This window comes from Blautia sp. HCP3S3_C4 (genome assembly GCF_052064095.1).
Lineage (GTDB): Bacteria > Bacillota > Clostridia > Lachnospirales > Lachnospiraceae > Blautia_A.
Genome location: NZ_JBQHWF010000002.1, coordinates 142726 through 166651, shown reverse-complemented (window position 1 = coordinate 166651; position 23926 = coordinate 142726). Strand labels below are relative to the sequence as shown.

Sequence of the window (23926 nt, the reverse complement as noted above, 5' to 3'; positions counted from 1 at the left end):
TGTATGTTTTCTCAGATTCTGTGCATTACATTGAAGATATCTTCATGCTGGCAGCGGATCACTACGCCGATCTGATTTCCAAGGTCTTCCAGTTCTTTTGCAAGAACCCCATTATCTTTTTCACATTTTGTGGCATCTGTTACCATCATCATGTTGAAGTATCCCTGTACGATGGTCTGGGAGATATCAAGAATATTTACATTGTTGTCTGCAAGATAAGTACAAACCTTTGCAATAATCCCCACTGTGTCGTTTCCTACTACGGTAATGATTGTTTTTTTCATAAGTTCTTTGTCCTTTCTACACTGTAATTACTTCTGATATGCAATCCCTCTTTGCCACCTGTATTTTAAAATCACGGGACTTATAAGGGTTGTCACCTAAGGTTACTTCTGAGCACACAGTCTCATAGGCCAACTCTTCATAGTTATTTTCTCTGCTTAAATGTCCCAGAAAAATAGCTTTCATGTTGTCATGAAGAAGCCTGCATAAAAGTCTGCCTGCATTTTCATTAGAAAGATGTCCTCTGTCTCCCAGAATCCTCTGTTTCAGATAATAAGGATATTTTCCCACCTGAAGCATACGGATATCATGGTTTGCCTCCAGAAGAAGGGCATCCAGATTCTGGAGATTCTCAATTATGTATTCATTATATTTTCCAAGGTCTGTGGCAATTCCCACAGAGTGGTCATCACATTCTATACGGTATCCCACCGGCTGCGCGGCATCATGAGAAATCGTAAAAGGATCTATTTTCAGATCTCCCACCGAGAATGTCTCATCTTCCCTGATCTCATGAAAAATACCTTCCGGCATTTTCCCAAGGTTCATTCTGGACAAGGCATCCACCGTACCTCCTGTGGTATAAACAGGTATCTGATACTTTCTGGCAAGCACTCCCAGTCCTTTAATATGATCCGAATGCTCATGGGTAATCAGAACACCGTCAATATCTCTTCCTGTCAGCTCCAGCTCATTCAGTCCCTGCTCCACGCGCTTACCACTGATTCCTACATCTACCAGCAGATGTGTCTGATCAGAGCCTACATAAATACAGTTCCCACTGCTGCCGCTGGCAATACTACAAAGTCTCATATTTTTTAATTCCTTCCCTGATCTGTTGCCAGGTATCCTCCAGATCAGTATTATTTGTAACCACATAATCTGTATGCGTTCTAAAAAATTCTTCCGGTGCCTGACTGGCTATAATACTCATTGATTTCTCTCTGGTATATCCCCGGCTTTCCATCAGCCTGCGGATACGGATCTCTGAATCCGTACGGATATACCAGACGGTATCACAAAATTCCTCATAATGATCCTCCAGAAGAAGGGCTGCTTCTACCACACAGATTCTCTGTCCCTCTTCCTTTTTCAGGGCAAGCTGTCTGCGGATGTATTCCTTCACCGCAGGATGAATAATGTGATTTAATTTCTCAAGCATGTCCGGATGTGAAAATACTACATCCGAAACCAGTCTGCGGTCAATAGTTTTGTCATTTTTTATAACTTGTTTTCCAAATAATGCAATTACCGGTTCGTAACAGGATTGTCCCGGTTCCATCACCAGATGACCTATCTCATCTGCTTTCATCACATATGCCTGATATTCCTGTTCCAGAAAATCCAGCACTGTACTCTTGCCGGCTCCCACTCCGCCGGTAATCCCTATTGTAATCATTTATACTCCTAACAAGATATCCACCAATGGTTCCTCTGCCTTACAATACCCAAAGTGTTACTGTTCACTCCGTTACCATCAACACGCTTCGCGATGCAGGAAATATGAATCTCCTTGTGCAAAGCCCAAGGAGTATCGTTTGCTTCGCAAACTTAATTTATGCTAAACGCATAAATTCGCGCGGTATGTCTCAGGTTTTCTGTGACCTTCGCTCACCAAAAACACCTCGCGGGATATTACCAGTAAACAGTAACCCAAAGGTTCTTACTTTGCTTCATACCAGTTATTGCCCTGGTGCATATCCACTTCCAGTTCTACTGACAGGTTCGCAGCTCCTTTCATTTCTTCCTCCAGGATTGCAGAAACCTGTTCAATTTCTTCTTTATAAGTTTCTATAAGAAGCTCATCATGAACCTGCAATACCAGACGGGAACGCAATCCCTCTTCCTTCAGTCGCTTATAGACACGGTTCATGGCAATTTTAATAATGTCTGCTGCCGTTCCCTGAATAGGAGAATTCATGGCAACTCTTTCCCCAAAAGAACGCTGCATAAAATTGCTGGACTTCAATTCCGGAATTGGTCTTCGTCTTCCAAACATGGTTGTCACATAGCCCTTTTTCTTGCCCTGTTCCACCAGCTCATCCAGAAATCCCTTGATTTTAGGATAAGTTTCAAAATATCTTTCAATATAATCAGCCGCTTCTTTTCTTGTAATACTTAAATCCTGGCTGAGTCCAAAGGAACTGATTCCATACACAATTCCAAAATTAACTGCCTTGGCATTTCTTCTCTGCAAAGGAGTTACCTGATCAAAAGGCACATGAAATACCTGTGACGCCGTCAGTCTGTGAATATCCTGTGCCTCACGGTAAGCCTGAATCAGCTTCTCATCCCCTGACATATGTGCCAGCACACGCAGCTCAATCTGGGAATAATCTGCATCCAGAAATACATACTCATCCTCCGGTACAAAAACCTTTCGGATCAGGCGTCCCAATTCCATGCGGACAGGAATATTCTGAAGGTTAGGCTCTGTACTGCTGATACGTCCTGTAGCAGTAATGGTCTGATTGAAGGTTGAATGGATTCTTCCGTCCTTTTCGATCACCTTTTCCAGCCCATCTGCATAGGTGGATTTCAGTTTTGTTAACTGTCTGTACTCCAGAATATCTTTCACAATCGGGTACTCCGGTGCCAGCTTCTCCAGAATATCAGCAGCTGTAGAATAACCTGTTTTTGTTTTCTTTCCACCCTTTAACCCCAGCTTTTCAAAAAGGATGATTCCCATTTGTTTGGGAGAATTAATGTTAAATTCCTCTCCCGCCTGTTTCCAGATCAGCTGTTCCAGCTCTGCGATCCGAATATTCAGTCTCTCTCCGTAGCTTTTCAGTTCCTCTCCCTTTACTTTGATTCCCCATTTTTCCATGGAATTCAATGTAAAAATCAAAGGAAGCTCAATTTCTGTGTAAACTCTCCACATGTCCGTTTCTTTCAACACTTCGCAAAGAGGTTCTCTACTCACAAGTGCCGTATACGCCATATAACAGGCCATATTTACCAGCCCGTCCTCGCTCTGCTGCCATGCCTTTTCCAGGGTCATTTTTCCCAGCAGTTCCTCTCTGGACGGAAGAAGCCGGCCATTTAAATATTCTTTTGCAATATCATCATAGGTATATGATGATTTCAGCGGATTCAGAAGATAAGCAGCTACTCCTGTGTCAAAAATCTCACCAAAATCCTCACCATCTACATATTTCAGCATGGATTTCACATCCATGGAGCAGATTGTCAAAGCTCCATGGGAGGATTTCTGTAAAAGCTGCTGAAGCTTTCCACAAAGATAATTCTCTGTAAGCAGTCCCTCCACAGGTATAAAATAAACTTCCTCGCTATCCAGTGCCAGTCCCACACCAAATACCTGTCCCTGCTCTGCAACCAGCGAAATTCCCACATATTCCTGCTTTGCAGCTCTGTCAAAAAGTGTTTCACATCCGGACAGATCACTGCAGCTGAAAAATTCCTGCATCTGTTGCTGTGGCTGTGCATTTTCTGAATCAAAACGACCCAGTAAATTTTTGAATTCCAATCGCTTACAAAGCAAAAATGCATCCTGTGTATAAAGATTTCCAAGCTTCGCCTGCTCATAGTCAAACTCCACCGGGCTGTCTGTATTAATTGCAGCCAATGCTTTACTAAGCTGTGCCAGATCATAATGCTCTCTGAGAGATTCCTTTGCGCGGTTGGGTTTGATCTCCTCCAGATGTTCATGGGCATTTTCAACAGAGCCATATTCCGCTATGATCTTTGTAGCAGTTTTCTCACCAACTCCCGGGATTCCGGGGATATTATCTGCGCTGTCTCCCATAAGAGCCTTCAGATCAACAATCTGAGGTGGTGTTACCTGATATTTCTCCAGCACCTGCTCTGCATGAAAATCCTCTATGGTAGTCTTCCCTCTTACAGTTCTTGGAAGGCGGATCATTACTTTCTCAGTGGCAAGCTGTAGTAAATCCCTGTCTCCTGAGAGAATGATCACATCCATCCCTTTCTTCTCACTTCTACCGGCCAAAGTTCCCAGAATATCATCTGCTTCATAGCCCTCCATAGTAACAATTTTTACACCCATGGCAGTAAGTATTTCCTGGATCAAGGGCACCTGTTCTCTCAGTTCCTCAGGCATGGGTTTACGGGTTCCTTTGTATGCCTCATACATTTTATGACGGAAGGTAGGTGCGTGAAGATCAAAGGCCACAGTCAGATACTGTGGCTTTTCCTCCTCCAGAATTCTGAAAAGAATATTCAGAAAGCCATAGACTGCCCCTGTATGCTTTCCTTCAGAATTAGTCAGATCCGGCAGACCGTAAAAAGCCCTGTTTAAAATACTATGTCCGTCGATCAGTAATATTTTTTCACTCATAAGTTCCTCCAATCATACAATAACCTCTTCATTTAGCGATCAGATAATACGAATCATCTGCATCACCACATATACCATAAACGCTGCCAGAGCCACGATCAGTATACACAAAAGGACTCCCACTGAAAAACGGCCTAATTTTTTCTTACGGATATATCGTCTGGATTTCCGAATATCCTGTTCCAGAAGTCTCTTGAAATCCATCACTGATCCGCTGTCATTGTCATCCAGCTGCTGCATGGCCTCATAAACAATAAAATATGTCTCCAATTCATCATAACAGGAAGAACATGTCTGGATATGATCCAAAAATTCCTCCAGCTCCTTCAAAGAAAGTTCATGATTAATATATCCGTTTACCATTCCCTCTGCAGTACGGCAGTTCATAACGTCCCTTCTTTCTGACTGTCCTGTTTTCTCTGTCAACCGGCTAAACTTCATTTCATTGTTCCTATTATAACTGAACCCGGTCTGATTTACAAGGAAGAATCCGTTACTGTTCACTCCGCGCCCAATAACACGCTTCGCGATGCACAGGATTTATGCTAATCGCATAAATTCGCGCGGTATGTCTCAGGTTTTCTGTGACCTTCGCTCACAAAAAACACCTCGCGGGATACTATCAGTGAACAGTAACAAGAATCCTGACCACCGAAAAAAGCAGCAGGCACTCTTCTCCTGCTGCTTTCTCTACATAACTTTTTGTCAATATGTCTTCTATTCTTCTGTATTCTCTTTTGTATTCTCTTCTGTATTTTCTTCTGTATTCTCTTGCTTTGCAGTCCCGGTATTCACAGAAGGAAGGGGATCATTCAGGATTTTCATAAACTCTTCCCCTGTAATAGTCTCATGTTCATACAGATATTTTGCAAGCTCATGAAGCTTTCCCATATTGTCCTGCAGAATCTTCAGTGCTTTCTGGTGCTCCATTTTCACCAGATCCACAACCTTCTTGTCCAAAAGTGTCTGTGTTTCAAAGGAACATGCAAGACTGGAATCTCCTCCCAGATACTGGTTGGTAACATTTTCCATAGCAACCATATCGAAATCCTCACTCATACCGTATCTGGTGATCATAGCCCTGGCAATCTTGGTAGCCTGCTCAATATCATTGGAAGCTCCTGTAGTAATGGAATGGAAAATAAGTTCCTCTGCTGCACGGCCGCCTGTAAAGGTAGCAATCTTATTCTCCAATTCTTCCTTTGTCATAAGATAATGGTCACCGTCATCTACCTGCATGGTATATCCCAGGGCACCTGAAGTACGCGGAATAATTGTGATCTTATGAACAGGTGCGGATTCTGTCTGTTTTGCAGCAACCAGCGCATGGCCGATTTCATGATAAGCTACAATAAGTTTTTCCTTGTTGGAAAGAACTCTGTTCTTCTTCTGATATCCGGCAATAACTACCTCAATACTCTCCTCAAAATCAGCCTGTGTAGCAAATTTTCTTCCGTCACGAACTGCACGGAGCGCAGCTTCATTTACAATATTGGCAAGTTCTGCGCCGGAAGCTCCTGCTGCAGCCTTGGCAATTTCATCAAAGCGGACAGAATCTGCAATTTTAATCTTCTTAGCATGAACCTTAAGGATATCCTCTCTTCCCTTCAGATCCGGAAGCTCTACCGGAATACGTCTGTCAAAACGGCCAGGTCTGAGAAGAGCCGGATCAAGAGAATCCGGTCTGTTAGTGGCGGCAAGGATCACAACACCCTTGGAACCATCAAAACCGTCCATCTCTGTCAGCAACTGGTTTAATGTCTGCTCACGCTCATCATTACCACCTGTAAATCCTGCACCATCTCGTTTCTTACCAATGGTATCTATCTCGTCAATAAATACAATGCAGGGTGCCTTCTCATTAGCCTGTTTAAACAGATCACGAACCTTGGCTGCTCCCATACCAACAAACATTTCCACAAATTCTGAACCTGAAATAGAGAAAAAAGGAACCTCTGCCTCGCCTGCTACAGCCTTTGCCAGAAGAGTTTTACCTGTTCCCGGAGGGCCTACTAGCAGGGCTCCCTTTGGCATGGACGCACCAATTTCTCTGTATTTCTGAGGATTATGAAGATAATCTACTATCTCCTTTAACAGATCCTTTGCTTCCTCCTCGCCGGCAACATCTGCAAATTTAATACCTGTAGATGATTTTACATATACTTTGGCATTACTTTTTCCAAAGGACATAGCACCTCCCGGTCCTCCGCCCATGGAACTCATCATCTTCTTGCTAAGCCAGCGTCCCAGAAGAACGAAGATAAGGATAGGCAGTACATATCCAGCCAGAATACTCACCCAGATAGATGTCTGCTGAGGTGCAACTGCTTCAAATTTTACGCCTGCATCGTGAAGTCTGTCTACCAGCTCCGGATCATTCACCTTTACTGTCCGGCAATATAACTCCTGTCCATCACTCTCAACTTCGTAATAAATATAATTATCCTGAATCTCAACTGCTTTTACATAATTTTTTTCTACGCCAGTGAGAAAGGTGTTATAATCTGTGGTCTGTACCTTTCTTCCCTCAATTGCAGGAAGAAGCAGCACATTCAGCAGAATTATAATAACCGCAGCAATAATATAATAGACATAAAGCGGTTTTCTGCCTGGCTTTTTATTATCAAAGTTCATTGGCAATTCCTCCATTTGTTATTTTGTAACAAGTACCATATCACTTATTCATGTAATTTTCAATAAAAGGCCGAAAATTTCATGAGAATTTCATAAACTTTTTAGAAATCAGATTCTTCCATCTCTCTGTCATTTTACAGACTTATACCACAAGCCAGCCTGGGACAAATCCGATTTTTTGAAATTTCCCGTCCGGCTGCAGGAGCTTTTCAGCAGTGAGCAGCTTTCATTTTTATTACACAGGCTCCAGCAGACATAGCTGATCTTATTTTTCTTCAGAAACTGCATCCACTTATTTGCTTCGTTTTTGTCAATTCTGCCATTCCCGGAACTTTCAGAGATTCCAAATTCACTGACAAAAACCGGCAGTCCCTTCTGAATAGCAGCCTGCACTTTTTGCCTATAGCTGTCACCGTGAGTAGCTGCATAAAAATGAAAAGTGTACATAATATTGGAATATCCTTTAATAGGACTGTCTGCTGCCACATCTACATCCTGGGACCAGGTAGGTGTTCCCACCAGAATAATATTTTTCTTATCATATTTGCGGATGATTTTTGTAACAGATGAGGCATAGCCTTTGATCCTGTTCCAGGATGTATCCCCATTAGGCTCATTGCAGATTTCATAAAAAATATTGTTCTGGTTTTTATATTTCTTTGCCATATATTTAAAAAATGACATTGCCTGCTTTTTATTTTTCACAGGATTTCCGTCGCTTAAAATATGCCAGTCAATGATCACATACATTCCCAGTTCTGTGGCATATTTCACACCATTGTTGATCAGTTTTCTCAGTTCTGCCTGATTTCCTCCGGAACAATAACCATTATATTCTTCCGTATACATTGCCAGCCGGATACAGTTCACACCCCAGTTATCCCTCAGTGTTTTAAACGCAGCCTTATTCACATACTGGGGAAACCAGTTGATTCCATGGGTACTGACCCCTTTTAATACCACAGCCTTTCCCTGGGAATTGACCAGTCTCGTACCCTTTACACTAAGGCGTCCGTTTTTCTTCACCGGTGTGGTGGCTGCACTCACATTTTCCACAGGCAACGTTCCCACCAGACAGATACAGCAAAGCATTGCACATAAAATCCGAAGTATCCTTATTGTTTTGTTTTTTTTCATTTTCCCCTCCCTGTTTCCGTTCATCACATTGTCAATGAACTATAAAAGTATCTTATAAAAAAATATCTTATAAAAATATGTAAAATTTTTCTTGCCAATCTGTCAGAATCATGATATCATAGTAAAAGTTCAAACGCCGGCATGTCGGAATTGGCAGACGAGGCAGACTCAAAATCTGTTGGTGGCAACATCGTGTGGGTTCAAGTCCCACTGCCGGCACTTCTTTTAATTTGTATATTATATTTAAAAGCCTGTAAAATCAAGTATTTTACAGGCCTTTTTTTCTATATGTTCTAGAGCGTGTTTAAAAAACGCTCTAAAGCATCTCCTCCATATTTATTTCACATGTGATATAATCCACACCCCAGGTTTCAAATAAATCTGCAATTTTCCGGTCTTTGCAAAGCCATACTGCAACTCCTACTCCCATCTGATGTGCTTTGGGAATATCTTCTTTTTTCACAAAGTTATACATGGTACTTACATCCCAGTTATACTGTGAGCATCGGCGAATGATGCTGTCTGTGATCGGCTCCTTGATCACCCATTGCATTTTATACGGAATTCCCAGTTGTCTCAATGTGATCAGATAACTGTCTCTCAGAGAAATGATCAACGGCTGCTTTTTAGATATAGATAAAAGCTGTTTAAATTGTTTCATCCCATTGGCACTGGGAATCTGCTTGATCTCAATCACAGGTGTCATATTATAGGTATTACAGCAGTCAATATACTGCTTCAGCGTTGGAACCACATTGTTGGGAAACATAGCCGCATTTCTGCCATAAATGATCGGATACTGGCAAAGTTCTGCATATGTCATATCCAGAATATTTTTATCCACACCACACATTCGTTTCAGAGATGTATCATGGAAAATCACAAGTACACCATCCTTTGTCTCATATACATCTGTTTCCACATATTGGGCCCCATTTTTTCCTGCAATTTCAAAAGCAGGAAGAGTATTCTCAGGAGCACTGGTGGGATCTCCTCTGTGATAGATATATCCGGTATCCGTTCCCTGGGTAATGTCTGTTTCCTTATCTGCCTCCGCTACATATACCTCCACATTCTTCTGAATTGTCCCGTCAGCACCAGCAGCAGTCACTGTAATATTGGCCCTTCCCGCAGATTTACCGATAATCTGCCCCTTATTATCCACAGATGCTACTGTGCTGTCATCGGAAGAATATTTGATTGCAGATAAAACCCTATTCGCAGGAACTGCCTTTACATCTAGCTGGATTTTCTCTCCGGTTTCCAAAGAAAGCTGTTTTTTTATACTGATATCCCGGGCAGCCTTTCCAATTACTACTACTATTTTGGAAACATATTTGCTGGTACCATAGGAGCAACAGGTAATCGTTACTTTTCCCTTTTTAAATGGAATCACCTTTCCATCAGCCGTCACATTTGCAACATTATAATCAGAAGATGTATACGTAATTCCTTTTCCAAGCTTTTCCGGTTTTAGTGTCAGATCCGAATCTCTGGTAATCTTCACCTGTCCCCGGTAATTCTTAAAGGGTACTGTCTGTGTTTTATTGTATACATACACCATACAGCTTACGGTTTTTTTATTTTTTTCGGCAGTGACTCTGGCATATCCAGTCTTTTTCCCCTTTACAATACCGCCCACAACAGACACACATTCCGGTTTATTGCTGCTCCATTTAAATCCGGATGGTTTCAGCTTTACATTATCACAGTAAATATCCATCGCTTTGGACTTTCCTGCTTTAATCTCCATCGTCCCATAAGGCACATAATATTCTTCTGCAGCCTGTACCTGACAGCAGAAATTTCCTATCAATAATAATCCAAGCAGGATTATCATTCCGGATAATTTTATTTTCAGTTTCAATTTCATATTTCTCGCTCCAAATCCCATAATCATGCAGTTTTCTGTCTTCTCCATAAAGGCGCAAGAAAACCGGTCTGCAGTCCTTTCCGAGCAGACCGGTATATCCTTGACTTCACAAAAGCTTATGTAACTGTCTGATGTTCCTATTCACGAAACTCCAGACAATCACAAGTCCTTTCAGACTTATTTCGTATCTTCCAGCAATTTTTCATAAATCGGAAAACAATCAAATGTTGCAAAATAATCCTTTGGTGTCTCAGCACGGCGGATCATTTCAAAGCTTCCATCCTCATGAAGAAGAATCTCAGCAGATTTCAGCTTACCATTATAATTATATCCCATTGCAAAACCATGAGCACCTGTATCATGGATCACCAGCAAATCTCCCATATCAACCTTGGGCAGATAACGGTCGATGGCAAATTTATCATTATTCTCACAGAGAGAACCTGTGATATCATACATATGATCACACGGCTGATCTTCTTTGCCCATTACTGTAATGTGATGATAAGCACCATACATTGCCGGCCGCATCAGGTTTACAGCGCAGGCATCCACTCCGATATACTCCTTGTGAGTATGTTTCTCATGAATTGCCTTCGTTACCAGGCAGCCATAAGGTCCCATCATAAAACGTCCCATCTCTGTATAGATTGCCACATCTCCCATTCCTGCCGGAACCAGAACTTCCTCATAAACCTTGCGGACGCCCTCGCCGATCTCACGGATATCATTAGGTGTCTGATCCGGTCTGTAAGGGATTCCCACACCACCGGAAAGATTGATAAACTTCACATGAGCGCCTGTTTCCTTCTGCAGATCAACTGCCAGCTTAAACAATTCTCTGGCAAGCATAGGATAATACTCGTTAGTCACTGTATTACTTGCAAGGAAAGAATGAATACCAAATTCCTCTGCTCCCTTAGCCTTCAGAATCTTAAATGCCTCAAAAATCTGCTCTGTGGTCATACCATATTTTGCATCTCCCGGATTGTCCATAATATCATTGCTGATCTTGAATAATCCGCCCGGATTATAACGGCAGCTGATCACTTTGGGAATATATCCCACTGCTTTCTCCACACTCTCAATGTGAGTAATGTCATCCAGATTAATAATTCCGCCAATCTCATTGGCATATTTGAATTCTTCATCCGGAGTATCATTAGAAGAAAACATTACATCTCCCTCTTTACAGCCAAGGGCCTTGGACATCATAAGCTCAGTCATAGACGAGCAGTCACAGCCACAGCCATACTCCTGAAGAATCTGGATCAGAAAAGGATTTGGTGTAGCCTTTACTGCAAAGTATTCTTTGAAGCCTTTATTCCATGCAAATGCTTCCTTCACTGCTTTGGCATTCTCGCGGATTCCCTTCTCATCATAGAGATGAAAAGGTGTTGGAAACTGTGATGTAATCTCCTGAAGTTTTTCCAGAGTAACGAATGGTACTTTTTTCATAATAATTTTCTCTCCTCTTATGCCCTATTTCTTGTGTATATGTGTATATAAATGATCCTGACAGTATTCATAATTTCCGTTACACTTGGAACAGAAACGAAATTCCAGATTAGGATCATCCTTTTCCGTACGTCCACAGACTGCACATTTGTGCTTGGTAACCGCATTGCTGCTTCCAGGGAAAGGCACTGTTTTACTTCCGCCGTTCACTGCACGCCTAAACTCATTCTTTCTGTGGATTTCCTTGGGATTGTAACGATTGAAATCCCTGGTTCCCAGGAAAAAGATCACAAAATTCAGCAATGATGCAATGATCGGAAGTGCCATAAACCATGCTCCATTCATAAAATATCTGGCAACATCATAGATCACAATCGCAGCATAGACAATTGACATCCATTTCATCTTAACCGGTATTACAAACATAAGTAACACTGTCATATCAGGATATGTCAATGAATATGCCAGAAAAATAGATAAGCTAATATAATATGTGGAAAAAATAATTCCTCCCAGCCCATCTAATACGCCTCCCATCACAAAATGAAGGATAAATGCAGCGATTACAGTAAAAATCATTCCTGACAATATATATAAGGTAAATTTAAATTTTCCCCAGGTATGCTCCAGAGAAGCACTGATCGGATAATAAAAAAATAAAATCGCGATCACAAACCAAAGAGGTGATGATGTACTTGGCGGATATACGATCCAGGTGATCAACCTCCATACCTGTCCCTGAAGTATCTTCGTAACATTCAGGCTCAGCATTGACAGTGCACCGGGATTAATATACATCAGTGCATATCCCAGCACATAGCTGATGATAATATACATCGTCAGATTCTCAATTCCATACCTTCCATATTTTCGTTCCAGTTTGTCAATAAATCTCATAACTCTCCTTTACTATCCGGGAAATCTGCCACAGTCAGCATCTCTCCACAACCAGTTTCTCTCATCAGAAAAATTTCTTCTTGGACAGAAATATCGCTGCAATGATACTTGCTACTACAGAAAGAATGATCACTATGAGAAATCCCCAGGGTGTCCTGGAAAAGGGCATTCCCGCAGCACTGAGGTTCATACCGTAGGCACTGAATACAATAGTCGGAATACTCATGACAATGGTAATTACAGCCAGAACCTTCATGACAATATTCAGGTTATTTGAAATAACCGAAGCAAAGGTTCCCATCATGCTGCTCAGGATTCCGCTATAAATATTGGCCATCTCAATCGCCTGCTTGTTCTCAATAATAACATCCTCCAGAAGCTCTGTATCTTCCGGATATTTCTTAATACTTTCAACCTTCAGCAATTTCTCCAGTACCATTTCATTTGATCTCAGAGAGGTTGTAAAGTATACCAGTGATTTTTCCAGTTCCAGAAGCTCCATCAGCTCCTGATTCCTGGTGGACAGATGAAGCTTTTCCTCAATCTGTTCGCTTTTTTTATCTATAATACGCAGATATCTCAGATACATGCTGGCGTTACGGTACAGAATCTGTAAAATAAACCTTGTCTTCATATATGTGAAGAAATTCCGCACTCTGCCCTCCATAAATCTGGTCAGAACCTGTGTATCCTCCAGACAAACAGTAAAAATCATCTTCTGAGTGACGATGATACCAAGAGGAATGGTCACATACCAGTCCTTCTCATTCCGCTCCTCAATGGTAGGCACATCTGCCAGGATCAACGTATAATTATCCTCTACTTCGATACGGGAACGTTCCTCTTCATCCAACGGAGCGCGCAAATCGTCTACCTCTATCCCAAACTGTTCAGAAATCTCAAATATCTCTGTTGCTGTAGGATTTGTCAATGCAATCCAACATCCCTCCTGAGGTTCCTGGATCTCATGGATGGAGCCATCGATTGTCTTAAAAATCCTTACCACGATTCACACTTCCCTTCTTTTTCTATTACTGCTGTAAGAGTTTACACAGCAGTCTATCTTTCCCCTCATCAGACAGCTTACCCAAAGCTGCCAAAAACACACCATACATTATAATTTGAACATTAATTTTTGTCAATTCCAATGGTTCCGGTTTACAAAACTTTTACACTTCGCTATAATAAAGTCATATATATTCCACATTCATATATATATATCACACAAAAATGACAGTACGAAAGGATACAAAATATATGAGCCAGTCATCATTTGGAAATAAATTTAAAGTAACCACCTGGGGCGAATCCCACGGAAAAGCCCTTGGAGCTGTAGTAGACGGATGTCCTGCCGGCCTCTCTCTCTCTGAAGACGATATCCAGATTTTCCTTGACCGAAGAAAACCTGGTCAGAGCCGTTATACCACTGCCCGCAAAGAGGGAGACCTGGTCGAGATCCTTTCCGGCGTTTTTGAAGGTAAAACTACCGGCACCCCCATTTCTCTGATGGTGAGAAACACTGACCAGCGCTCCAGAGACTACGGAAATATTGCATACTCCTACCGTCCGGGACATGCAGACTATACTTTTGACCAGAAATACAGTTTCCGGGATTACCGCGGAGGCGGACGTTCTTCAGGGAGGGAAACTATCGGAAGAGTTGCAGCAGGTGCCATTGCCTCTAAAATATTAGGTGAGCTTGGCATTTCCATCTGCACCTATACCAAATCTATCGGACCTGTCAAAATTTCTTCTTTTGACAAAGAAGAAATCAACCAGAATGCATTTTACATGCCGGATGCCCAGGCAGCAGCAAAAGCCGGTGAGTATCTGGAAGAATGTATGAAAAACCAGGACAGTGCCGGCGGTGTGATCGAATGCCGCATTACCGGAACACCGGCCGGACTTGGCGAACCTGTTTTTGACAAACTCAGTGCTCTTCTCTCCCACGCCCTGATGTCCATCGGCGCAGTCAAGGCTGTTGAAATCGGTGATGGCATTGCAGTGACTTCCTTAAACGGTTCCACTGACAATGATGGATTCACAATCAAAGATGGTGAAATTGTCAAAACCTCTAACCACGCAGGGGGAATCATGGGCGGAATCAGCGACGGCAGTGAGATTATACTCCGCGCCCATATTAAGCCAACTCCATCCATCAGTCAGCCCCAGCAGACTGTGACCAAAGATAAGGAAACTCTTTCTCTTGAAATCCACGGCCGCCATGATCCGGTCATTGTTCCAAGAGCTGTAGTTGTAGTAGAATCCATGGCAGCAATTACACTGGCAGATGCACTCTTTGTCAATATGAGCTCCCAGATGGACAGGGTTCGGGATTTTTACATGAATTAACATGACCCCATTTAGTTCTACTAACAAAAAACAGTTTGCTTTGACAAATAATACTTTTATCAAAGCAAACTGTAATTTTGATTTCTCTGTAATTCTTATTTCTCCGGCACTGCCCAGATGTGAATGGAATTCGGTGTTTCCACTTTTAATGGTTTTCCATTCATTACAATGATATTTTTCTCATAATCAATGGTAAATACCGTAACCGTATTACTTGCATGATTTGCCACTGCCAGATGCTTATCATCCGGAAACAGCACCAAATCTTTGGGATATTCGCCACTTACAGGCAGGAAAAACTTTCTGTCCAGAAGTCCTGTTTCTTCATCTCTCTCAAACATAGTCACAGTATCTATACCGGCTGTGGTGCAGAACAGATGCTTGCCATCATGAGACATAGCCAGTCCTGAAGATGCATTGTGAGTATCCTTATCTTTCACTACAATGGTAGGAATACTCTGAATCAGTTCAAATTCCGGAGTTTTGCCACTACCGTCATATTTATAGGTCTTGATCTCATTTGTCAATTCAAAAAGAATGTATGCAAATTTGCCGTCATCACTGAAACGGATAATACGCGGTCCACTCTCTCTGGGACATCTCAGAATATCCACAAGTTCCAATTTATGTCTTCTCTTATTGATCCTATAAATCTTCACCTGATCGATTCCATTATCTACTGCACAAAGATATTTGTTATCCGGTGTAGGACGTACGCAGTTTACATGCGGACGGAAATTACGCTCTGCCACACTGCCAAGCCCCTTATGGAATACACCATCCATCAAACTTCCCAGACGTCCATCCTGATGAGTATGTACAACGGTCACCTTACCGTCATGATAGCCTGCTACATAGAGATATTTACCATCTACATCTGTAGCCAGATAGCAGCCTCTCATGCCATCAATATTTACACTGTTGATACGTGACAGGTCACCCTCAGAATCTCTCTCAAATACTGCTACACCTTCATCTTCGATAGAATACAGGTATCTGCCGTTTTTTGATATTGCTGTATGGGATGCATTGCTTACTTCCACTCCGCTGCGCTCTGTAAGAGTGCCCTTTTCTACATCAACATCATAAACATGAATTCCATCCTTGGAAGAGCCATGTGTATAGGATCCCACATAGGCTACATATTTTCTCTCACTCATAAAGCCATTGCCTCCTACTGTCCTGAAGTTTTACTTCATTGTCCACTCCGTTTCCGGTTACTGTCAGTGAACAATAATATATGTCATACAATAGAAAGATTATAGCACATTTTTCCAATCAGAACAAGATTCCGAAGCTTAGATTTATGTATTTTTTCCTGTCCATGGGTAAAAATAAAATATCAGATCCATAGGGCAAAAACTGTATTTTCCTCTGATTCAGGCAAAATAATTTCTGACAGCTTCCAATGTCTGGTCTATGATCTCATCTGTATGGGCAACAGATAAAAACATTGCCTCAAACTGTGACGGAGCCATATGGATTCCCTGCGCAAGCATTCCCTTGAAATATTCAGAGAAAGCTTTTGTATCTGAGGATTTGGCTGAGGTATAATCCACAACCTCCTGCTCTGTAAAGAACAGGCTTCCCAGGGAAGATACGTGATTGATATGGTAAGGCAGATTTTTCTCTGCCAGGATTTTCTCCATACCGCCATAGAGACGTTTTCCTTTTTCCTCCAGATCTTTATAGATTTCCTGGTGCTCATAGAGGTATTTTAACTGTGTCAGTCCTGCTGCCATTGCAATAGGATTTCCGCTTAAGGTACCGGCCTGATAAACCTTTCCAACAGGAGAAACCAGTTCCATGATTTCTCTGCGTCCACCATATGCACCAACCGGCATACCTGCGCCGATGATCTTACCATAGGTAACCAGATCAGGGGTCACGCCAAAATATTCTGCAGCACCGCCAAAAGCCAGACGGAAGCCAGTAATAACCTCGTCAAAGATCAAAAGAGCACCGTACTCATCGCAGAGTTTTCTCAGCCCTTCCAGAAACCCCTTTTTCGGGGGAACCACACCCATGTTGGCGCCTACAGCTTCCACAATAACAGCAGCAGTCTGTCCGTCAGCCTGCTCCATCAGTGCACGTACACTGTCCAGATCATTATAAACAGCAGTCATGGTATCCTCTGTGCATCCCTTAGGAACACCGGCACTGTCCGGAACACCGCTTGTCATCACACCGGAGCCTGCGCTTACCAGCATGGCATCACTGTGTCCATGATAGCATCCTGCAAATTTAATAATCTTATTCTTTCCTGTAAATCCTCTGGCAACACGGACTGCACTCATAACAGCTTCTGTACCGGAATTTACCATACGCACCATATCCACATGTGGAATATGGTCACAGATGAATTCAGCCATCTCCACTTCGATTGCAGTTGCACATCCGAAGCTGAGGCCCTTTTCACATGCCTTCAGTACACTTTCTTTTACTTCCGGAAAATTATGTCCCAGGATCATAGGTCCCCAGGAATCGATATAATCCACATATTCTTTTCCATCAACATCATAAATATGGCATCCGTCTGCACGGTCGATAAATCTCGGTGCAATACCGATAGCGCCATAGGCACGTACAGGACTGTTTACTCCTCCCGGAATTACCTTTACTGCTCTGTCAAATAATTCTTCTGATAAACCCATCAGCCGATTCTCCCTTCATCCATGCATTTCGCAAGTTCTTTTGCATAATAAGTAAGATAGATCTGGGCACCTGCACGGTATGCACTGACTGCCATCTCACACATAATACGTTCTTCATCGATCCAGCCCATCTTTGCAGCTGCTTTCACCATTGCATATTCACCACTTACACTGTATGCTGCAACCGGCACATTTACAGCCTTTGATACCTCAGAGACCATGTCCAGATAAGACATGGCAGGTTTTACCATAATGATATCTGCGCCCTCTTCTACATCTGTAAGAGCTTCCTTCATTCCCTCTCTTCTATTGTGGAAATCCATCTGGTAACTCTTTCTGTCACCAAAGGACGGTGCAGAACCTGCAGCATCACGGAATGGTCCGTAGAAAGCAGATGCATATTTTACTGCATAGGACATGATCGGTGCTCCATAATGTCCGTTTGCATCAAGAGCCTCACGGATAGCACGTACACGTCCGTCCATCATATCAGAAGGAGCTACCATATCTGCACCCGCCTCCACATGGGAAACAGCTGTCTTAGCCAGTAATTCCAGTGTTGCATCATTATTTACATCATGACCGCAGAGCACTCCGCAGTGTCCGTGTGAAGTGTACTCACACATACATACATCTGTGATATAGTACATGTCCGGGAACTGTTTCTTTGCTTCTCTCAGGGCCTTCTGTACAATTCCGTTGGGATCGTATGCACCGCTTCCCACCTCATCCTTGTGATCCGGGATGCCGAACAGCATAATGCTGTTTACTCCTGCCTTCTGCAGACGTTCCAGTTCAAAAGGAAGACGGTCTACACTGTAGCGGAACTGTCCTTCCATAGAAGGGATTTCTTCTTCAATCCCTGTTCCCTCTTTTACAAATAAGGGATAAATAAGAGAAGACTTGTCCATTCTGGTCTCTCTTACCATTTTTCTTAAGTTTTCACTGCCTCTTAATCTTCTTGGTCTCTGAATTAAGTCCATGTCTTTTTGCTCCTTTTATCAACAATTCTCATAACTGTTCCATTTTTTGCAGAATAGTTATCAATTTTCCTGTTTCATCTCTTCCACAAGCTCTATGAGACTTTCGATGGTAGCCTTCTTTGCCATGCGGGTCTGCATACCATAAGCATCTGCTGTAGCTTTGGTCTGTTTTCCGATACAGGCAGCTTTTACCTTCGTATAGTCCAGTCCCTTTGTGCCTTCCACAAATCCCTTTACAGTAGAGGCACTGGTAAATACTACACAGTCCACACTTCCTGTCTCCAGCTCTTTCTTCTCATCGATCAACCTGCTCTTTTCATAACAGGTTGTGTAAGTAGCAATGTCATCTACCTTCGCACCTGTCTGCTCCAGCAATTCTGTCAGCTTTTTATTTCCGGCCTCAGCTCTTGGGATCAGAATTTTTTCATTTCCCTGAAGTTCTTTTGCAAGTTCTGCTCCAAGAGTATCTCCATCATACACACCTGGCACAAAATCAGCCAGCAGGTGATGCTCTTTCAGCTTTTTCTTCGTTCCTTCACCGATCACTGCAATCTTCGCCTGTCCCAAACTGCGCACATCCATCTCTTTTCTGTCCATCTCATCGAAAAAGATCTCCACACCTGCAGGACTTGTAAAAATAATCCACTGGTAAGTATCCAGTTTCTCAAATGCCTCATACAGTCTGCTGTTATCCTCTACAGGTACTGTACAGATAGACGGCAGTTCCAGAACCTCGGCACCTTTCTGGCGGAGAAGATCTGCTGTCTTTGAAATATGCTGTCTTGGTCTTGTGACCAGAACCTTCCAGCCTGCCAGAGGAAGCTTCTCATACCAGGCAAATTTGTCAGCCAGAGAACATACCTTTCCCACAACAATAATGGCAGGTGTCTCTATCCCCTGTCTGTCCACCTCTTCCTTGAGTGTACCTACAGTAGCAACCACCCGCTTCTGTCCTGCTGTTGTTCCTTTCTGAAGAACTGCTGCCGGCATATCCGGATCCATGCCGCCTGCAAGAAGCCCTTTGCAGATATCCTCCAATGCTGCAATTCCCATTAGAAATACCAGTGTTCCCTTTGTCTGAGTCAGTGCTTTAAAATCTATATCATACTCCTGCCCTGCACGTTTATGTCCTGTAATAATATGTAAGGACGAACAGAAATCCCTGTGTGTCACAGGAATCCCATTATAAGCAGGAACAGAAATGGGAGATGTCACTCCGGGTACAATCTCATAAGGGATTCCATTCTCAGAAAGAAGTTCCAGTTCCTCCCCGCCTCTTCCAAAGAGAAAGGGATCTCCACCTTTAAGTCTTACTACTTTATTTCCTTTTTCAGCTTCTTCCAGAAGAACCTTATTAATATCCTCCTGCACCATGGTATGGTGATTTGCTCTTTTGCCTACATTAATCAGTCTGGCATGCTCCGGGATCTTTGCCAGAACCCCTTCGCCTACCAGACTGTCATATACTACCACATCTGCCTGCTGCAGAACCGCTGCGCCCTTTAATGTAAAAAGCCCGATATCACCCGGTCCCGCACCAACCAGCCAAACCTTGCCAGCTGCCATGTTTCTTCTCCTTTTTGCATCACAAGAATTTTCTTTTTATAAATTTTTTTATCTTCCCTCACAGTCAGATTTCAATTGCTTTGCAAGTGCAATTCCAAGCTTCTCTCCATCCTCTGCTGCACCTCTGATCTGACCTGTAAGCCACTTTCCTGTAGCTTCACTGTAATATAAACCGCGGATAAAGATCTCATCTCCGTCCACCTCTGCAAATGCAGCTACAGGCGAAGAACATCCTCCGTCCAGATATTTTACATATGCGCGCTCTGCAGTTCCTGCAATCCAGGCATCCCTGTCACAGTATCCGTCCAGATACCCATAATCCTCACCTTTGCGTCCCTGCACAGCCAGGATTCCCTGACCTGCTGAAGGAATCATCTCATCCGGTGTAAAATATCTGCTGATCCTGCTTTCCAGCCCCAGTCGTTTCAGACCTGCCGCTGCCAGGATCAGCCCGGAATACTCTCCTTCATCCAGCTTGCGAAGCCTTGTCTGCAGATTTCCACGGATACTCTTTACCTCCATCTCAGGATACAACTTCTCTAACTGAAGAGTTCTCCTTAAGCTGGAACATCCCAGAGGTTTATCCGGATCCAGCTCCGCCACTCCCTCAGGAAGCACCAGTACATCTCTTGGATCCTCACGCTTTGAAAAGGCCAGAAGCGGAAGCTCTTTTGGAACCTCCATAGGCATATCTTTAAGACTGTGTACAGACAGATTACTTTTACCATCCAGCAATGCCCTGTCCAGTTCTTTTACAAACAGTCCTTTTCCGCCCACCTTATCCAGGGTACGATCCAAAATAATATCTCCTGTCGTTTTCATAGTCAGGATATTTACTGTTACTTCAGAGCCGGCATTTTCTTCACGGTTTTTCTGTTCTATGTAGCTTTTTACCATCTCACTCTGGAGAACTGCCAGCTTACTCTCTCTACTTCCAATGATCACCTCAGTCATCATTTTCCTCCTCATTATCATCTTCCTGCGCAACTCTCTCCAGGGCATTCTGAATCTCTTCTCTTATCCTGCGCGCTTTTTTATGGTCCAGACCGCTGGCTGTGATTCCCACCACCAGTCCCTCTTCCATATAAATTCCCGGGAAATAAAAATCGCACTGCTCCCTGTCACTGGCTACATTAACATAAACGCCTTCCTGCCTGCAGATCCTGTGGATCTCATCATTTAACTTTCTGTCATTAGTAGCTGCGATCACCATATATGCCATCGCAAAGTCTGTACGCTTCACCGGACGTGTGATCAGCTCTACATAGCCGGCTTTGCCAAGCTCCATCATCTCCATGGTGACCTTCGGAGCAATGACTCTGATATTTCTGGTGAATGATAAAAGGGTTTTCACTCGACGGGTTGCAATGTTTCCGCCGCCCACAACCACGATATTCTTGTCTGATAAATCTATAAACATTGGAAAATACGGCTTATTCTTCATATATTTTCTCCAGTCCTGCCACACACTCAAGGAAAATCTCCTGATTCAGACTGTCACGCAGACCAAAGATCAGTTTATTTACTACTTTTCCTGCTGCCGTATCCACTGCATGGACCAGATTCTGCCTGTCATCCTCTTCCATGGGTGTTTTCTTTAATATCTTTGCAATCCTTAAATTCAGGTCATTGACTGCCTCATCTTTAATATCCTGAATTCTTGGAATCAGGTCCCTTCCATCCAGCCATTGGAAAAATTCATCCATCTGCTCTCTTACGATCGCGCCTGCTGCCTCCAGATTTTCCTGAAGTTCTGCAGGAACCTCCTCTATACGAAAGCTGTCCATGTCATAAAGTGTGACCCCCTGGATCTTTCCAACAGATGGCTCTATATCTCTGGGAACTGCCAGATCGATCAGGATCAGGTCATCCTTTGTCCGGATTCCCTGGAATAATTCTTCTCTTAATGTGAAATTCGGGCTTGCAGTTGCACTTACTACAAGATCACACTGTGGCATATACTCCATTCTGTCACCGTAATTAATACGCTTGCAGCCCAGCGGAATATTCACAACTCCGCTTCTGTACTGACGGATGGTCACTGTTACATCTGCACCTGCCTCCTGCAAGGCCTGAGCAGCCACCTTGCCCATCTCACCGTTACCGATGACCATACAGGTCTTATCCCTGAGAGAATACCCCTTCTCTGCCAGAAATCCGATGGCCTGATGGATCACTGACGGATTTCCATGAGAAAAAGGAACCTCTGTCTTAATCCTCTTTCCTGCTGTGGCAGCCATTCTGAACAAAACCTCCAGAACACCATCTGCCGCAAAATTCTCTCTTGCCAGATTCAGGGCATCCTTCACCTGTGTAAGGATCTGATCCTCCCCTATGATCTGTGATTTCAGACCACTGGTAAGATAAAAAAGATGCTCAACTGCCTCCTGATCCTTACGCTCCACAAAATATTGTCTGTAAGAATCCTCAGTAATTCCCTTTATCCTGCAGAGGCAGTCATAAAGACAGACATCCACCTCATCATCCACACTTGCCCAGACCTCCAGGCGGTTACAGGTGGACAGGATCACGCATCCATATATTCCATTTTGATTCTTTATTTTTTCCATTGCTTCACCGGCATTTTTCTTTGTAAATGCAAATTTCGCACGAATATCCACCGGTGCCATATTATGGTCAATTCCAATCATGGAAATACTCATAACTCTAACTCTCCTTCGTATTTCACCATTCCTCATTCATTTCATATCAAATCAAATATCCCACTGGCAACAGGGTATTTGATTTGATATGAAATCGGGACAGCTAAAAAGCGCTGTCAGAAATATCATAATCATTTCCTGTTAAGATGTCAATTGTAAACATGGAAAAAGCTCAGCATTAGAGTAAAGGATGTTACTGTTCACATACCACTATCCCGCGAGGTGTTTTGGCATGAATATGCCAAAATCCCGAGACATACAAGCCAAAATTCCATTGCCGCAGGCAATCTGGAATAAATTTTGGCTAAGTTACTGTGAACGGAGTGAACAGTAACTAAAGGATAACGTGACAAGACCTCATTACCGTTCGTTCTGCATCCGGTAATGAGGTCTGAATATTCTGTGTTCACTGTTTGTCTATTCTCATCAGCACCTTACATTTCTTTCTGTAACAGGCGATTCCATATTTTATAATTGTATGAATCCCTTCCTGTTCCAACGACTCAGTATATCTGATATCTATAATCTGCTGAAGTGCTTTTCCAGCAATTCTGTCAGTTCACGGATACTGTACACCAGAGAATCGTTTGTCATTTCTTTTTTCTTTAACTGTGTCAGTAATTCGTGATCTGTTTCATCAAGCTCTGTGCTGTCTGAAAGTACGGATAGTCTGCGGGCTTCTTCATTGATTGTTTTTATGAGAAATCTTCGGGCTTCCTCATATGTGGCACCATTAATTCCCTTCAGACTGACAGAAACCACCGGAAATTTTCCCTGATATTTTTCACATAATTCCTGATTATCTGAAATCCTCAGCCCATCAAACAGAGCCTTATCTTTTCCAATCTCAAAAAACTCTGGAGCATACTCATATTCAGGGATTTTCCGAAGCGTCTTGGGCGGGTAAACAGGTTTACTTCACCCCATCTTGTAAGCAGCTGTTCAATCAGTCGTGTCTTATCTATATAATAGAAATCTTCCTTCCGCAGCTTTTCGAAATTTTCAATTCCAATTGGAAGTTTTTTTAATCCTGCCATCTTATCGCCCCTTCCATTTATAAAGCATACCTTATTATTGTTATCCGTCTTATTACTTTTCATAATAGCATG

The 23926-nt window shown here is 42.8% G+C and carries 19 protein-coding genes, 1 tRNA gene and 1 pseudogene; 2 read left to right on the top strand and 19 right to left on the bottom strand.

Annotated features, from left to right (window positions below; translation table 11 throughout):
* Window positions 1-11: 11 nt before the first annotated feature.
* The 7 genes from ACTNC6_RS02700 to ACTNC6_RS02670 all read right to left on the bottom strand — a co-directional run bounded on the left by ACTNC6_RS02700 (window position 12) and on the right by ACTNC6_RS02670 (window position 8371).
* Window positions 12-284, bottom strand: coding sequence for an ACT domain-containing protein (locus ACTNC6_RS02700; RefSeq protein WP_019161327.1), 273 nt, complete (start codon window positions 282-284; stop codon window positions 12-14).
* Window positions 285-300: 16 nt separating this feature from the next.
* Window positions 301-1095, bottom strand: a complete 795-nt coding sequence (locus ACTNC6_RS02695) for an MBL fold metallo-hydrolase (protein ID WP_019161326.1) — start codon at window positions 1093-1095, stop codon at window positions 301-303.
* Window positions 1082-1681, bottom strand: a complete 600-nt coding sequence (coaE, locus tag ACTNC6_RS02690) for a dephospho-CoA kinase (RefSeq protein ID WP_441035046.1) — start codon at window positions 1679-1681, stop codon at window positions 1082-1084. The genes ACTNC6_RS02695 and coaE overlap by 14 nt, the downstream gene beginning before the upstream one ends.
* Before the next feature lie 264 nt (window positions 1682-1945).
* Window positions 1946-4600: a DNA polymerase I gene (gene polA / locus ACTNC6_RS02685; protein WP_441043147.1), complete on the bottom strand. Its 2655-nt coding sequence runs from the start codon at window positions 4598-4600 to the stop codon at window positions 1946-1948.
* 39 nt (window positions 4601-4639) lie between these two features.
* Window positions 4640-4987 carry an anti-sigma factor family protein gene (locus ACTNC6_RS02680; protein ID WP_441043146.1) on the bottom strand — a complete coding sequence of 116 codons (348 nt, stop codon included), beginning with the start codon at window positions 4985-4987 and terminating at the stop codon, window positions 4640-4642.
* 330 nt (window positions 4988-5317) lie between these two features.
* Entirely contained in the window at window positions 5318-7234 is a 1917-nt protein-coding gene (gene ftsH, locus ACTNC6_RS02675; RefSeq protein WP_441035041.1) for an ATP-dependent zinc metalloprotease FtsH, read from the bottom strand.
* A gap of 129 nt (window positions 7235-7363) precedes the next feature.
* On the bottom strand, window positions 7364-8371 hold the full coding sequence (locus ACTNC6_RS02670; protein WP_441043145.1) for a glycoside hydrolase family 5 protein: 1008 nt from the start codon (window positions 8369-8371) through the stop codon (window positions 7364-7366).
* 135 nt (window positions 8372-8506) lie between these two features.
* Here ACTNC6_RS02670 and ACTNC6_RS02665 point away from each other — a divergent pair.
* Window positions 8507-8590, top strand: a tRNA-Leu gene (locus tag ACTNC6_RS02665).
* Between the two features lie 97 nt (window positions 8591-8687).
* Here ACTNC6_RS02665 and ACTNC6_RS02660 read toward each other — a convergent pair.
* From ACTNC6_RS02660 to ACTNC6_RS02645, 4 genes are all read right to left on the bottom strand, one after another.
* Complete coding sequence (locus ACTNC6_RS02660) at window positions 8688-10244, bottom strand: glycerophosphodiester phosphodiesterase family protein (protein WP_441043144.1); 1557 nt, start codon at window positions 10242-10244, stop codon at window positions 8688-8690.
* Window positions 10245-10421: 177 nt separating this feature from the next.
* Window positions 10422-11702: a diaminopimelate decarboxylase gene (locus ACTNC6_RS02655; protein WP_441035035.1), complete on the bottom strand. Its 1281-nt coding sequence runs from the start codon at window positions 11700-11702 to the stop codon at window positions 10422-10424.
* Between the two features lie 24 nt (window positions 11703-11726).
* Entirely contained in the window at window positions 11727-12599 is an 873-nt protein-coding gene (locus ACTNC6_RS02650) for a hypothetical protein (RefSeq protein ID WP_441035033.1), read from the bottom strand.
* A gap of 64 nt (window positions 12600-12663) precedes the next feature.
* Window positions 12664-13605 carry a magnesium transporter CorA family protein gene (locus tag ACTNC6_RS02645; protein ID WP_303242541.1) on the bottom strand — a complete coding sequence of 314 codons (942 nt, stop codon included), beginning with the start codon at window positions 13603-13605 and terminating at the stop codon, window positions 12664-12666.
* A gap of 251 nt (window positions 13606-13856) precedes the next feature.
* Between ACTNC6_RS02645 and aroC the strand changes: the two genes are divergently transcribed.
* Complete coding sequence (gene aroC, locus ACTNC6_RS02640; protein ID WP_441035031.1) at window positions 13857-14951, top strand: chorismate synthase; 1095 nt, start codon at window positions 13857-13859, stop codon at window positions 14949-14951.
* Between the two features lie 95 nt (window positions 14952-15046).
* Here the strand turns inward: aroC and ACTNC6_RS02635 are convergent, their stop codons facing one another.
* The 8 genes and pseudogenes from ACTNC6_RS02635 to ACTNC6_RS02600 all read right to left on the bottom strand — a co-directional run.
* On the bottom strand, window positions 15047-16111 hold the full coding sequence (locus tag ACTNC6_RS02635; protein WP_441043143.1) for a lactonase family protein: 1065 nt from the start codon (window positions 16109-16111) through the stop codon (window positions 15047-15049).
* Between the two features lie 219 nt (window positions 16112-16330).
* A complete protein-coding gene (hemL, locus tag ACTNC6_RS02630; RefSeq protein WP_441035027.1) occupies window positions 16331-17605 on the bottom strand; it encodes a glutamate-1-semialdehyde 2,1-aminomutase in 1275 nt (424 codons plus the stop codon).
* On the bottom strand, window positions 17605-18588 hold the full coding sequence (gene hemB / locus ACTNC6_RS02625; RefSeq protein WP_195565688.1) for a porphobilinogen synthase: 984 nt from the start codon (window positions 18586-18588) through the stop codon (window positions 17605-17607). Before hemB ends, hemL begins: the two co-directional genes overlap by 1 nt.
* Before the next feature lie 60 nt (window positions 18589-18648).
* Entirely contained in the window at window positions 18649-20154 is a 1506-nt protein-coding gene (gene cobA / locus ACTNC6_RS02620) for a uroporphyrinogen-III C-methyltransferase (RefSeq protein ID WP_441043142.1), read from the bottom strand.
* 48 nt (window positions 20155-20202) lie between these two features.
* Entirely contained in the window at window positions 20203-21123 is a 921-nt protein-coding gene (gene hemC, locus ACTNC6_RS02615) for a hydroxymethylbilane synthase (protein WP_441043141.1), read from the bottom strand.
* Entirely contained in the window at window positions 21101-21598 is a 498-nt protein-coding gene (locus ACTNC6_RS02610; RefSeq protein WP_022381476.1) for a precorrin-2 dehydrogenase/sirohydrochlorin ferrochelatase family protein, read from the bottom strand. The genes hemC and ACTNC6_RS02610 overlap by 23 nt, the downstream gene beginning before the upstream one ends.
* A complete protein-coding gene (gene hemA, locus ACTNC6_RS02605; RefSeq protein ID WP_441043140.1) occupies window positions 21588-22817 on the bottom strand; it encodes a glutamyl-tRNA reductase in 1230 nt (409 codons plus the stop codon). Before hemA ends, ACTNC6_RS02610 begins: the two co-directional genes overlap by 11 nt.
* A gap of 531 nt (window positions 22818-23348) precedes the next feature.
* Window positions 23349-23854, bottom strand: a pseudogene (locus ACTNC6_RS02600) (AAA family ATPase); the annotation flags it as partial.
* Window positions 23855-23926: the final 72 nt, after the last annotated feature.

Coding starts and splice junctions, on each gene's coding strand:
- ACTNC6_RS02660 (WP_441043144.1), bottom strand. CDS start 10,244: ATGAAATTGAAACTGAAAATAAAATTATCCGGAATGATAATCCTGCTT.
- cobA (WP_441043142.1), bottom strand. CDS start 20,154: ATGGCAGCTGGCAAGGTTTGGCTGGTTGGTGCGGGACCGGGTGATATC.
- aroC (WP_441035031.1), top strand. CDS start 13,857: ATGAGCCAGTCATCATTTGGAAATAAATTTAAAGTAACCACCTGGGGC.
- hemA (WP_441043140.1), bottom strand. CDS start 22,817: ATGAGTATTTCCATGATTGGAATTGACCATAATATGGCACCGGTGGAT.
- hemB (WP_195565688.1), bottom strand. CDS start 18,588: ATGGACTTAATTCAGAGACCAAGAAGATTAAGAGGCAGTGAAAACTTA.
- ACTNC6_RS02670 (WP_441043145.1), bottom strand. CDS start 8,371: ATGAAAAAAAACAAAACAATAAGGATACTTCGGATTTTATGTGCAATG.
- hemL (WP_441035027.1), bottom strand. CDS start 17,605: ATGGGTTTATCAGAAGAATTATTTGACAGAGCAGTAAAGGTAATTCCG.
- polA (WP_441043147.1), bottom strand. CDS start 4,600: ATGAGTGAAAAAATATTACTGATCGACGGACATAGTATTTTAAACAGG.
- ACTNC6_RS02700 (WP_019161327.1), bottom strand. CDS start 284: ATGAAAAAAACAATCATTACCGTAGTAGGAAACGACACAGTGGGGATT.
- ACTNC6_RS02610 (WP_022381476.1), bottom strand. CDS start 21,598: ATGAAGAATAAGCCGTATTTTCCAATGTTTATAGATTTATCAGACAAG.
- ACTNC6_RS02655 (WP_441035035.1), bottom strand. CDS start 11,702: ATGAAAAAAGTACCATTCGTTACTCTGGAAAAACTTCAGGAGATTACA.
- ACTNC6_RS02650 (WP_441035033.1), bottom strand. CDS start 12,599: ATGAGATTTATTGACAAACTGGAACGAAAATATGGAAGGTATGGAATT.
- ftsH (WP_441035041.1), bottom strand. CDS start 7,234: ATGAACTTTGATAATAAAAAGCCAGGCAGAAAACCGCTTTATGTCTAT.
- coaE (WP_441035046.1), bottom strand. CDS start 1,681: ATGATTACAATAGGGATTACCGGCGGAGTGGGAGCCGGCAAGAGTACA.
- hemC (WP_441043141.1), bottom strand. CDS start 21,123: ATGAGGAGGAAAATGATGACTGAGGTGATCATTGGAAGTAGAGAGAGT.
- ACTNC6_RS02635 (WP_441043143.1), bottom strand. CDS start 16,111: ATGAGTGAGAGAAAATATGTAGCCTATGTGGGATCCTATACACATGGC.
- ACTNC6_RS02680 (WP_441043146.1), bottom strand. CDS start 4,987: ATGAACTGCCGTACTGCAGAGGGAATGGTAAACGGATATATTAATCAT.
- ACTNC6_RS02695 (WP_019161326.1), bottom strand. CDS start 1,095: ATGAGACTTTGTAGTATTGCCAGCGGCAGCAGTGGGAACTGTATTTAT.